Source organism: Campylobacter pinnipediorum subsp. pinnipediorum, assembly GCF_002021925.1.
Classification (GTDB): domain Bacteria; phylum Campylobacterota; class Campylobacteria; order Campylobacterales; family Campylobacteraceae; genus Campylobacter_A; species Campylobacter_A pinnipediorum.
On the sequence record NZ_CP012546.1, the window covers coordinates 588,282 to 600,429 of the forward strand.

13 protein-coding genes and 2 tRNA genes are annotated in these 12,148 nt (G+C 27.2%); 9 read left to right on the forward strand and 6 right to left on the reverse strand.

Annotation, left to right across the window (positions count from 1 at the left end):
• Window positions 1-3 precede the first annotated feature (3 nt).
• Both hypF and nikR read left to right on the forward strand, forming a co-directional pair.
• A complete protein-coding gene (gene hypF, locus CPIN17260_RS03045) occupies window positions 4-2,217 on the forward strand; it encodes a carbamoyltransferase HypF (protein ID WP_078440542.1) in 2,214 nt (737 codons plus the stop codon).
• Window positions 2,218-2,226: 9 nt separating this feature from the next.
• Window positions 2,227-2,640 (forward strand): nickel-responsive transcriptional regulator NikR, encoded by a 414-nt coding sequence (nikR, locus tag CPIN17260_RS03050; RefSeq protein WP_069632844.1) that lies wholly within the window; start codon window positions 2,227-2,229, stop codon window positions 2,638-2,640.
• A gap of 2 nt (window positions 2,641-2,642) precedes the next feature.
• Here nikR and CPIN17260_RS03055 read toward each other — a convergent pair whose 3' ends face one another.
• Window positions 2,643-2,996 carry a nitrous oxide-stimulated promoter family protein gene (locus CPIN17260_RS03055; protein ID WP_069632843.1) on the reverse strand — a complete coding sequence of 118 codons (354 nt, stop codon included), beginning with the start codon at window positions 2,994-2,996 and terminating at the stop codon, window positions 2,643-2,645.
• A gap of 219 nt (window positions 2,997-3,215) precedes the next feature.
• On the opposite strand from CPIN17260_RS03055, the gene CPIN17260_RS09515 reads away from it, so the two are divergent.
• The 4 genes from CPIN17260_RS09515 to CPIN17260_RS03075 all read left to right on the forward strand — a co-directional run bounded on the left by CPIN17260_RS09515 (window position 3,216) and on the right by CPIN17260_RS03075 (window position 6,156).
• Window positions 3,216-3,344 (forward strand): hypothetical protein, encoded by a 129-nt coding sequence (locus CPIN17260_RS09515; protein ID WP_257787831.1) that lies wholly within the window; start codon window positions 3,216-3,218, stop codon window positions 3,342-3,344.
• A 290-nt stretch (window positions 3,345-3,634) separates the two neighbouring features.
• Entirely contained in the window at window positions 3,635-4,405 is a 771-nt protein-coding gene (locus CPIN17260_RS03065; RefSeq protein WP_069632841.1) for a class I SAM-dependent methyltransferase, read from the forward strand.
• Window positions 4,406-5,479: 1,074 nt separating this feature from the next.
• The gene (locus CPIN17260_RS03070; protein WP_153300784.1) at window positions 5,480-5,635 is read left to right on the forward strand and encodes a hypothetical protein; all 156 of its coding nucleotides are present in this window, start codon (window positions 5,480-5,482) and stop codon (window positions 5,633-5,635) included.
• A 281-nt stretch (window positions 5,636-5,916) separates the two neighbouring features.
• Window positions 5,917-6,156 (forward strand): hypothetical protein, encoded by a 240-nt coding sequence (locus CPIN17260_RS03075; protein WP_069632839.1) that lies wholly within the window; start codon window positions 5,917-5,919, stop codon window positions 6,154-6,156.
• A gap of 6 nt (window positions 6,157-6,162) precedes the next feature.
• Here CPIN17260_RS03075 and kdsB read toward each other — a convergent pair whose 3' ends face one another.
• Genes kdsB through CPIN17260_RS03100 form a run of 5 tightly spaced genes read right to left on the reverse strand, consistent with a single transcriptional unit; the run spans window position 6,163 to window position 11,171 of the window.
• Window positions 6,163-6,873 carry a 3-deoxy-manno-octulosonate cytidylyltransferase gene (kdsB, locus tag CPIN17260_RS03080; RefSeq protein WP_069636917.1) on the reverse strand — a complete coding sequence of 237 codons (711 nt, stop codon included), beginning with the start codon at window positions 6,871-6,873 and terminating at the stop codon, window positions 6,163-6,165.
• Window positions 6,870-8,330 carry a threonine synthase gene (gene thrC / locus CPIN17260_RS03085; RefSeq protein ID WP_069636918.1) on the reverse strand — a complete coding sequence of 487 codons (1,461 nt, stop codon included), beginning with the start codon at window positions 8,328-8,330 and terminating at the stop codon, window positions 6,870-6,872. Before thrC ends, kdsB begins: the two co-directional genes overlap by 4 nt.
• Window positions 8,331-8,362: 32 nt before the next feature.
• On the reverse strand, window positions 8,363-9,277 hold the full coding sequence (locus CPIN17260_RS03090; protein ID WP_086936818.1) for a tetraacyldisaccharide 4'-kinase: 915 nt from the start codon (window positions 9,275-9,277) through the stop codon (window positions 8,363-8,365).
• On the reverse strand, window positions 9,267-10,397 hold the full coding sequence (locus CPIN17260_RS03095; protein ID WP_069632835.1) for a DegT/DnrJ/EryC1/StrS family aminotransferase: 1,131 nt from the start codon (window positions 10,395-10,397) through the stop codon (window positions 9,267-9,269). Before CPIN17260_RS03095 ends, CPIN17260_RS03090 begins: the two co-directional genes overlap by 11 nt.
• Before the next feature lie 9 nt (window positions 10,398-10,406).
• Window positions 10,407-11,171 (reverse strand): NAD+ synthase, encoded by a 765-nt coding sequence (locus CPIN17260_RS03100; protein ID WP_069632834.1) that lies wholly within the window; start codon window positions 11,169-11,171, stop codon window positions 10,407-10,409.
• A 143-nt stretch (window positions 11,172-11,314) separates the two neighbouring features.
• Between CPIN17260_RS03100 and CPIN17260_RS03105 the strand changes: the two genes are divergently transcribed.
• The 3 genes from CPIN17260_RS03105 to CPIN17260_RS03115 all read left to right on the forward strand — a co-directional run bounded on the left by CPIN17260_RS03105 (window position 11,315) and on the right by CPIN17260_RS03115 (window position 12,137).
• The gene (locus CPIN17260_RS03105) at window positions 11,315-11,914 is read left to right on the forward strand and encodes an MBL fold metallo-hydrolase (RefSeq protein WP_069632833.1); all 600 of its coding nucleotides are present in this window, start codon (window positions 11,315-11,317) and stop codon (window positions 11,912-11,914) included.
• A gap of 65 nt (window positions 11,915-11,979) precedes the next feature.
• Window positions 11,980-12,054 (forward strand) — tRNA-Gln (locus tag CPIN17260_RS03110).
• Window positions 12,055-12,062: 8 nt separating this feature from the next.
• A tRNA-Met gene (locus tag CPIN17260_RS03115) sits at window positions 12,063-12,137 on the forward strand.
• Window positions 12,138-12,148: the final 11 nt, after the last annotated feature.

Here is a 12,148-nt window from a genome sequence, read left to right on the forward strand (position 1 = left end):
ATCTTGATTCAATCATATAAATTTGAAATTTTCGGTCTAGTTCAAGGTGTTGGATTTAGACCTTTTGTGTATTTATTGGCAATCAAACACAACCTTTTTGGTAATGTATACAATGATGATAGTGGTGTAAAAATCAGCATTTATGGAGATGAAAATAATATAAAAATTTTTGAAAAGGAGCTAGTTAAAAAACTACCCCCGCTTGCTAGAATTGATGATATAAAAAAATACAAAATAGATGAAAAATTTGATAAATTTGAAATTATAGAATCCAAACAAGCAAAAAAAATATCACCAATACTTCCTGATTTTGCACTTTGTAAAGATTGTGAAAGAGAATTTTTTGCTCCAACAAATCACAGATTTAACTATCCATTTATAAATTGCACAAACTGTGGCCCTAGATTTAGTATAATACAGTCATTACCATATGACAGAAAAAACACAACAATGAGTGTATTTAAAATGTGTAAAACTTGTGAAAGTGAATACACAAATCCTTTAGACAGAAGATACCATGCACAGCCAATTTCTTGCCCCGATTGTGGGCCTAGGTTAATGCTGAAAGATAAAGATAAAAATATATTATCTATAGATGAAAAAGCTATAAAAACAGCATGTAATCTAATAAATAATGGAAAAATACTTGCCATAAAAGGCCTTGGTGGATTTCATTTAGTTTGCAATGCATTTGATGAAAATGTAGTTAATAAATTAAGAGAGAAAAAACATAGGCGTCATAAACCATTTGCGATAATGTCAAAAAATATAGGCTCAGCAAAACAAAATGCTCATATATCAAAAGACGAAGAAGAGCTTTTGATATCAAATTTAAAACCAATAGTTCTTTTAAAAACAAAAAAACAAACAAAAATAGCAAAAAGTGTAGCTCCAAATTTAAACAAAATAGGATTAATGCTTCCATTTAGCGGAATTCATCTAGCTCTTTTTAAGTATCTAAAATGTGATATAATAGCAACTAGTGCAAATATATCATCGCAACCAGTTATATGCAAAGAAGATCAGCTATTAAATTCCTTATCAGATGTTATTGATTTTTATTTAGATCACGATAGAGAGATATTTTCTCCAAGCGATGATAGTATAGGATTTGTAAACAATAAAAAGACATTTTTTACAAGAACATCAAGAGGACTTAACCCAAATTTTATAAACACAAACTCAAACAAAAAAGGAGTTTTTTTGGCACTCGGAGCCGAGCTTAAAAATCAATTTGCTATATATAACAACGGAACTATAATTATAAGTCCATATATAGGCGATTTAAAAAATGTAGCAACCTTTGATAGATTTTTAGATGTCTTAAACTTATTTCAAAGTACATATGAGCTTAAATTTGATGAAGTTATAGCTGACTTACACCCTCAATTTTTGAACTTAAAATATGCTAAGTCCAAACAATACAAAATAACGCAAATTCAACACCATTATGCACATTTGCTTAGTGTTATTCTTGAAAATAATCTATCTTTGGATAAAAAATATCTTGGATTTTGTTTTGATGGAACTGGTTTTGGGGATGATGGTAAAATTTGGGGCGGCGAAGTTTTTGAAATAAATGGCAAAAATTATAATAGACTCTATCATTTTGATGAATTTTTATTGTTAGGTGGAGAAAGTAGCATAAAAAATATATATAAATTAGCACTTAGTGTGATATTTAAATACGATATAGAAGTTGAAGCTAGAGAATTTTTGAATCAATTTGATAGCAAAACTATAAAAAATTTAAAACTAATATCAAAAAATAATCAATCATCAATAAAAACAAGCTCTCTTGGTAGGATATTTGATGCTTTTGCTTGTATAGTGCTTGATATAAAAAATATAAGCTATGAAGCACAAACTGGGATGGAGCTTGAAAAATTTTATGATGAAAATTTAGATTTTAGCTATGAATTTAAATTAGATGATGGTATTATAAATTTTAAAGATGCTTTTTTAGGTGCTTTAAAAGATGACAAGACAAAAGCTTCAACTGGATTTATAAACGGAGTAGCAAACTTAATGTGCAAAATAGCAATAAAAGAAGATTTGGAGGTTATTTTTTCTGGTGGTGTTTTTCAAAATAGCATACTTTTAAATGCAATTCATAATAAATTCAAACATCATAATATAAAATATTATGAAAATTCAAAATTTTGTTCCAATGATTCAAATATATGCTTAGGACAAATTCAATATCTCTTAATATAAAGGATAACCATGGATGAAATTATAAGATTTAGTGTATCTTTGCCAAAACCTCTATTAAACGAATTAGATAACAGAATAGAAGAAAAAGGGTATGTGTCAAGAAGTGAGTTTATAAGAGATATGATTAGAGAAAAAATGGTTCAAGATAGCTGGAACAATGAAAAAAATACGTTAATTGGTGTTTTAACACTAATATACGAACATCATCATAGCGATCTTGTTTTAAGAATGCTAGAACTTCAACACGATGCCGATATAGAAATAATTTGCACAACACATATACACCTTAACCATGAAAATTGCCTTGAAACATTAGTATTAAAAGGTAGAGGAAAAAAAATAAAAAAATTTTGTGATAGAATTGGTGGTCTAAAAGGTGTAAAGCTATGCGAACTTACCAAAACAGCAGTAACACATAGCTAATCTTAATCTCTAAATATAAGTCTTTTTATCTTATTTAGCCCCAATTTCATACCGCTATATCTCATTATTTTAGCCATTTGTTTCCAAATAGGTAATTCATAGCATGGGTGTGGGCATTTATGGCATCTTGGTTTTTCTGTATGTGGACATCTTTTTAGTCTTTCATAGGCATAATTTGCAATTTGCATACATTCATCACATAAACAAACATCTATATTTAGCACATTGTCTTCACCATTAAAATCAATAGAAATACTCCTTTGTGTTTTTTTATTGTCTTTATGTTTATCATCACAATAAAGCTGAATAAATTTTGTTACAGTTTGTATTTCACTTTTAAATTTATCTTTTGTCATTTTTCTATATCTTTACTTTTTTATTTAACATAAATATAACAAAAAAAATATATAAATTCATTAAGATAAATCAAGAAAATAACAAAAAAAATAATTATTTTAATATTTTTTCGTTGAGATTTAAAAATTACAGAATACAATTTGTATACAAAAGTAAAAAATTGCTTTAAGTATAGTGTTTTATTGCTTATTGTATTTATTATTTTTTTAAGCTTAAATTTGTTTGTAATAAATCCTATAAAAAGCATAGAAGCTGGTAGAAATATCATTTATATGATAGCAGAAAAAGACTTGCTTATGGTGTTAATTGATTATATAAATATTTTTATGATACAAAACAACAAGTAAAAACAAATCATATATAAAACAAATAAATATACTAAATGACCAAAAAACACATTAATAGCATATTTTTTACTGATAAGTATAATTTAGCAAGATGAGTTGTAATAAAGATGTAGTTAGATAAATAAAAGAACTTTAATTAAGAAATGAAATTCTAAAATGCTAAACGATGACACAATAAAAGCCGAAGATATATTCTATAAAGATGATTTAAAGAATAAACTTTAAATTATTAAATTGAATTTTTATAAAAATATATTAGAATATGCAAAATTATAAATTAGGAACAAAAAATGCAGCAAGACAATTTAGAATTTTGGAAAAATCAAGCACTTAAATATAAAAATAACATAAAAGCTGTAAATTTTGATTCAAATTCGGAAGAACTGGAGAAATTATTTTTAGAAAAATACATTCCAGATAATAAAATTGTTTGTGATTTTGGTTGTGGAAATGGTTTAAACATCATAAATCTGGCCAAACAAAGACCAAAATCTATATTTTATGGAATAGATGCTGTAAAGGAAATGATAGAAAATGCAAACAGTCAAATACAATCTTTGCAAAATATAAAATTCTTAAATTTATCTGCAACAGATAATTTGTCTGATAAACTTCAAATAAAATTTGACATTATTATAAGCAAGAGATTGTTGATAAATTTAAAAGGTGATTTAAAGTATAAAGCTATAAATAATATATATAAATGTTTAAAGCAAGATGGTATGTATATTATGATGGAAGCTTTTATAGAGCCACTAGAAAAAATAAATAAATTAAGAGCAGCTTTGAATCTTGAACCAATTCAAGTACATCATTTTAATGAATATCTGAAAAATGAATTTTTAGATGATATAAAAGACAAATTTAAGATCAAAGAAATTTGTGATTTTAATAGTATTTATTATTTTATATCTAGAGTTTTAAATGCTGCAAACTCAAGTCCCAACAATCCATCTTATGATAGTAAATTAAATCAAATAGCATTAGCTTTATCAAAAACAGAAAATTTAAAGATAGATGGATTGTCTCCAGAAATTATGTATATTTTTAAAAAACTATAAATGGGTAAAAATAAAAAATTTCTTATTTTTAAAATTATTTTAATATTTTTTGAAATAATATTTACCATTTAAACAAAAAGAATAAGCATAAATTTAAAATTACGTACAAAACTTATGCTTATCATGGTTTTTGCTATGTATTGTCGCATTATCAACTTTGTATTTTAAAGAATATTACAACAGATACAAACAGGCTAAGATTTTACCAAAAATTATTTATTAAGTTTCATGTATAGAAAATTAATTTATCAAATACAAATAAAGCGTGAGTTAGTATGAGATAGACTGCAAATTGTATTGTAGCCACAAAAACAAAACTGAAAAATCACAGAAAAATAGTTGATAATCTTTTTAAAATTTTATGATATTTTACATCAAGTAAAACTGAACGATGATTTTTGGCTAAAGCTCAAAAGTGAAATTCTTAAAGATATTAGACTAGATATTGAGAATAAAATTGATATAAAGCTAGTAAAAATTACAGAAGCTTATGCTTAAATTATACAAATTCATTAAATAGCTTTATGTTGAGTTTATCCAGATATAAAATCTTGTTTGATTGCTTTTAACTTTGTAGCCAATGCAAAAGAATCTATGAATTAGAGCTATGATTAATGGTGTTTTTTATCTAAAGACACAAATAACTGACCAAAATTAAATATATTTCTTACAAAATATGATATTTATGCAACAAATATGAAAAATTTATTTGAAACTACAAAAAATATAAATTTAAAAAAATCCAACAATGCTCTAATGTCCAAAAATAGCTCTAAATTTCAAAATTAAAAAAATCTCATAGATGCATATTTTAGAAAATAAGCAGATTTTCAAAAATCATATTTATTGGGAATAACTTTATTAATTTTAGTTTATTCGTTGATTTCTATTAACAAATTTTCAAATACTTTTTACATAATGCAAAATGGAGTTATTTCTTTTTGAATTTTATAAATGACAAAAGCTATTCATGATAGTATGTAAAAATCGAAGATGGACTTCAAAAAATATTTTTTTCTAATCAATGAAATGACAAATATTACTCAAAGGGAAAAAGATGAGGAATTCAAATCATTGATAACTTCAAATCCAAATAATGCTGAATTAAATAAATTAAAAGAAATTAGAAATATTATGTTTATTAGATTGGGAGAAAATATCAAGAATGTTGTATCTGTATTGTATGAATATTCTAAAAATAATTTTAAAAATAGAATGGAGTTAAAATAAGATATAGAAGGAAAAGCTAACTTAATAAGAGATATGGTAGAGCAAAGCAACTCACTTTCCTTAAATACTGCTATTGAAGTAGTAGGAGTTAGTGTTGATAGAAAAGTATTTGCTGTTGTTGCAAGAAAAAAGTAATAAGTCTAGCTGAACAAACTGATTCGCAGTTAGAACATATAGAACAAAGCTCTAAAAACATCATATCCGGAGTTGCTTACTTAAACTCATCACTAAAAGAAAGTGCTACAAATATTTTCAGTCTAAGTGTTTAAGCAAATGAACTTATGAAAATTGCTTACGAAGCACAAAGCACAAACAATGAATCAATAAAAATAACTAAAGATGTAAAGATAAAAACAGACCAAACTTTGGAAAATCTAACAAATTTACTAAAAGAGATTGAGAAGTTTTTAATCATAGCAAACGACAATGATAAAATTTCAAAAGAACTTGTTAATATCGCTGAGGTATTAAAAAGTGTTTACACTACACTAAATTCAAATCTAAATAAATTTAAAGTGTGAGTTTAGTTATCTAAACTCACTTAATGCTTTTTGTAAGTCCTCTTTACTGTCTATTCCTATACTTTTGCTACTAACTTCTAGCATAAGTATTTTTTTACCATTTTCCAATGCTCTTAATTGCTCTAATTTCTCCAAGTTTTCAAGCGTTGAATAAGAAAGGTTGCAAAATTCATTCAAGCTTTTAACACTATACCCATAAATTCCAAGATGAGCCTTATAAGTAGCCATTAAATCGGATCTATTAAAAGGAATACAAGAGCGAGAAAAATAAAGAGCATATTCATCTTTATCTGTCACAACTTTTACTAAATTTAAATCATCTACATTTTCTTTATCTATTTTTTTATAACAAGAAAACATAAAAGCATTATTTTGGTTTTTTGCACAAAAAGTTTTAAAATTTCGTATGACATCTGTTTCTATAAATGGCTCATCGGCTTGAACATTAATAATTATCTCATCATCTTTAAGGCCTAAAATCTCGGTAGCTTGTCTTATCCTATCTGTTCCGCTTTGATGATTTAGGTCAGTTAAAACAGCTTTTATGCTGTATTGTTTTGCTATTTGAAGAACTTTTTCATTATCAACAGCAACAACCACATCATCGCACTCACTAACAGCTTTTGCCGTAGCAACAAACATAGGAACCCCGTTTATAGGAGTTATTATTTTTTCAGGAAATCTCGTTGATTTTAGTCTTGCTGGAATAATAATCATTGTTTTATCCAAGATAAAATTTCATCTTTTATATTATCTTTTTCAACTATATTAGGGTGTAAATTCTTAGCATTAAATAGCTTTTTTATGCTTTTTGGAATTTCTTGATCTAGTTTTTTGGCAAGTTTTTTAAGTCCTTGTTTTTCATCTTTGCTTTGCATATCACAAGCTTTTAGCATACTAGGTGCAAATTTTACCCAATGTGCTGTTGATGTTACTATATTTATGCTTTTATTATCTATCATCTTAAAGCAAGTTGCGGTATGTGGGTCTATTGCATAGCCTTTTTTGACCCATTTTTTTATAAATTTCTCACACTCTTTATCAGTGCAAAAATCAGCTACAAAATCCTCTTGCAACTTTGCAAGTTCGCTCTTTTTGAGTTTATAAAATTTGTTTTCACTCAAATCTTTCATAAGCTCTCTTGTTCTAACGGCACCAAATTTGTCAAACAATAATCTTTCTATATTTGAACTAATCAAAATATCCATTGCAGGGCTTATGGTTTTTGCTAATTTTTTATCTCTTAAATCATATTTTCCGGTATTGAAAAATTCTGTCAAAATTTTATTTTTATTTGATGCTATTTTTATTTTTCCTATTTTAGCACCCATTTTTTTTGCATAATAAGCACCCAAAGCATTTCCAAAATTTCCACTCGGAACTATAATATCAATACTTTGATTTTCATCTATAACCTTATCTTTTAAAAGCTTTGTATAAGTATAAGCATGATAAATAATTTGAAACATTATACGACCAAAATTTACAGAGTTTGCCGCACTTAAATTTAAACTCTCTTTTTTAAGTTCAGACTTAAACTCATCATCAGCTAAAAGAGTTTTTAGTGTATTTTGAGCATCATCAAAATCACCTTTTATGCCTATAACTTTTAAATTTTCACCCTTCATACAAACCATCTGAAGTCTTTGAACTTCACTTGTTCCATCAGCTGGATATATGCAAACAACCTTTATATTTTCAGCATTTGCAAATGTGTTTAGTGTCGCAGGTCCTGTGTCCCCGCTAGTAGCACACATAATCAAATATTTTTCATCTTTTTGTTTGGCTAGCGAGCTTAAAACTTCGCCAAATGGAGCAAGTGCCATGTCTTTAAAAGCACGAGTAGGTCCGTGATATAGCTCATTTACATATATATTTTTATCTATTTTTTTGAGTTTAACTGGATTTTTTGGATCATCAAAGCTTCTATATCTTTTTAAGGCTTTTTTAAAAATATCTTTTTCAATGTCAAACTTAAATAATTTTAAAATTTCTAATGCAAATTTTTCATATTTTAATTTAGCCAATTCATTCCAAAGCTCTTGTGAAATATATGGAAATTTTTTTGGTGCATAAAGACCACCATATTTACTACTAGGCGACAATAATGCCTGAGTAAGTTCTACTTTTTTTAGTTTTTCATCTTTTTTTGCTCTTGTTTGAACTAATTTCATACACTACCTTTATATAGTTATATTTATTTTAATTATAAAATTTTTGAGTTTATAAGCTCTTTAAACTCATTACCAAGGACTACCTGAAGCTTTATTAAAGACACATTAAGACCAAAATCTTTAATCTTTACAAAATCCTTATTTGTAACTAAAATAGATGTTGCATTATGCTCTTTGATGATTTTTAACAACTCATCTTTTTTAAAGCTATAATGATCAACAAAATAATAAGATTCTACACATATTTGTTTAAACTCATCGAGCCTATTTGGATTTGCTATAGCTGAAACCAAAACCATTCTTTGGGTTGGATTTATTATCTTTGTATTTTTAAAATAAGAGATATCTTCTTGGGCTATAAAATCAGCAAATTTATAAAAATAAAAAGGATACCTATAAGCCCCGCTAGGTATACAGATATCAAAAAACGGCTCTTGTTTTGGCTTAATGAGAATATTAAATTTTTTTATATGAAATTTACCAAAACCATCATCTAAAAGTATATATTTTGCACCAAGCTCTTTTGCTTTTTGTATAGCAATATCCCTATTTTCACTAACGATAACATTAGCATTTTTGACATTTGTAGCATACTCCATAGCTTCATCACCGCTAGTTAAAACATCAGTTAAAATACTTCCATTTATACAAACGCAAATAAGCCCGCTACTCTGTCTTTTATAGCCCCTAAGAATTATAAAACCATCTTTAAATTCATTTGCTATAGCTATACAAAGTGGGGTTTTGCCGCTTCCACCAAGGGTTATATTTCCTATGCTTATTATGGGTATTTGAAAATCCATCTCTTTTGAAAATTTTTTTTTAAAATAGACCGCAAAGGCATACAAAATAGTTATTGGAATTAAAAAAAATGATAAAATTTTATCAAAAATATTTGGGTAATAAAAATATCTTTGTACCCAAATATTTAACTTATTAAACACGATTTTTTGCTATTTCTTTGATTTTTTCGCAAATATAATATATCTCTTCTTCTTTTAATGCACCATATATAGGCAAAGATAGTATTTGCTGATAATTTTTAAGAGCATTAGGAAAAGCATTAACTTTAAGCCCATATTTGCTTTTATAGTATGTCAACAAATGAATAGGTACATAGTGAAGTGATGTGTGAATTCCATTTTCTAACAATTCTTTAGCGAATCCATCGCGATTTTTATCAACTTTTATTATATATTGATTATAAATATGGTCTCGTTTTTTTACTGGTAAACTTATATGTGGGCAATCTTTTAATTCTTCATCATAAATAGCCGCTATCTCTTGTCTTTTTTTGGCAAAAGCTTCATGTTTTTTAAACTGAGCAAATGCAAAAGCACCATTTAATGTAGTAAGGTCATACTTTAAACCTATATCAACAACGTCATATATATATCCCATATTTCCACTTTTATCAAGCCCACTAACCATCGCATAATTTCTTAAAAGTTGTGCCTTTTTTGCAATCTCATCATTATTTGTTACCATAAAACCCGCTGCAGCGGTTGGATTTATGGTTTGAGAATGAATCTGAAAACAAGTAAAAAGTGATTTTTTGGCACCTATTTTTTCACCTTTATAAGTAAGTCCAACAGCTCTATTTGCATCTTCTAAAATATGAACATCATATTGTTTTGCAATCTCTTCTATTTCATCCATCATAGCAGCTTGACCTGCTACATGATTTACAAAAATACCTTTAAGTTTTTTATGATTATTCTTTTTCAAAGACTCTTCTAAAGCTTGTGGATTTATAGTAAAATCATCTTCATTTATGTCAACAAATATAGGCTCAGCATCAAAATATCTAATAGCTTGCGCTACGCTTGGAAAAGCATTAACTGAGCATATAAACTTATCTCCGCGTTTAACTTCCATAGCACTCAATGCAAGATGGTGTGTTGCTGCATTATTTATAGTTGTGATAGCATATTTTACATCAAATGTTTTTCTTAAAGATGCTTCAAAATCATCAATAATGTTAGTATTTTGATCGCTTAAAGCTTTTTTTATCATATCTAGCTCTTCATTATCCATAGATGGTTTATAAAATAAAATTTCCTGCATAATAATTCCTTAAATTTCTGCTATTTTAGGCATTTGTCTTTTAAATTTGTTTCGGTTTATTCTAGATAAAACATTATCTATCAACTCTTTGTTTTTAAACTTTTTATACAACAACTCGTAGTTGTCGCCATTTTTTTCTATAAAAAATAGAACCTCATCTAGTATTTTATAACTATACCCTAAATCACTTTCATCGTTTTGACCATGCCACAAATCAGCACTTGGTGCTTTATTTATAATTTTTTCATCAATTTCTAGAAATCTTGCGAATTCGTAAATTTCAGTTTTATAAAGCTCGCCTATTGGATTTAACGCATACGCCAAATCACCATATATTGTTCCATAGCCAAGCATTAATTCACTTTTATTGCTAGTTCCAACAACAAGTGAGTTTGATAATGCTGAGTGATGATATAAAATGCTCATTCTTATTCTAGCACTTAAATTTCCCATTGAATATTTATCAAGTTTACCAGATAAAGTTTCTTCAAAATTATTTAATATATTTTGTATATTTATAATTTTATATTTTATATTTAAGTCTGAGCATAATTTTATGCCATCTTTTAAATTTTCATCATTAGAAAAATAAGTAGGCAATAAAAATGCATTTACATTTTCTGGATTTGATATCTTACAAAGTTTTGCTACCACGGCTGAATCTATACCACCGCTAATACCAACAACAAAACCTTTGCAGGCTGATTCTTCTAAATATTTACTAAGAAATTTAACTAAAGTATTTTGAACTTGCTTGTAATCTTTTTTATCCATAAAATATATCTTTCTATTTTTAATACCTAAACTAGAAAATAATTTATAATTATACTAACTTATTTATAAAAGTTTCTTTTAAAAGTTAAATTGATATAATAATTATCAATATTTATTTATATTTATTTATAACAAAGGATTACATGGTAGTTTTTCTTAAGCCATTTGGCCCATACCAAACAAATTGCTATATATTAAAAGACAATAATAAGGAAATTATAATAGATCCTGGCGAAGGTTCTTATAGTTGGGTTATGAATAACGTCAAAGATCCTCGTGCTATACTATTAACACATGGTCATTTTGATCATATTTATGATGCAACTGTTTTAAAAAGAGAGCTTAAAATACCTATCTTTATACACAAATTAGATGCATTTATGCTAAGAAGTGATAAAGATTTTTGTGGATATGAGTGTTGTGAAGCTGATTTTATGATAGATGAAGGCGAATATAAATTTGGAGGCTTTAAGTTTAAATTTCTACATTTTCCAGGCCATACACCAGGGTGTTGTATGATACAGATAGAAAATTTAATGTTTAGCGGAGATTTTTTATTTAAAGAAAGTGTTGGTAGATGGGATTTTGAATACTCAAGCAGAAGCGATATGCTAAAAAGTCTTATAAAAAGCAAAAATTTGCAAGGAAATTTTAATATGTACCCTGGTCATGGGCTAGCAACAACATGGGAAAAAGAGAAAGAAAATATAGATGTTTATATAAGATATGTTCAAAGAAGTTAAAAACTTTGAAAATGTCTTGACAAATACAAAAAAAAATAATATAATTACAACTTCAATTTTATTATTGGGGTATCGCCAAGCGGTAAGGCAACTGGTTTTGGTCCAGTCATCCAGAGGTTCGAATCCTCTTACCCCATCCACCTCATATCGCGGAGTAGAGCAGTGGTAGCTCGTCGGGCTCATAACCCGAAGGTCGGCAGTTCAAATCTGTCCTCCGCAACCAAATACCCATTT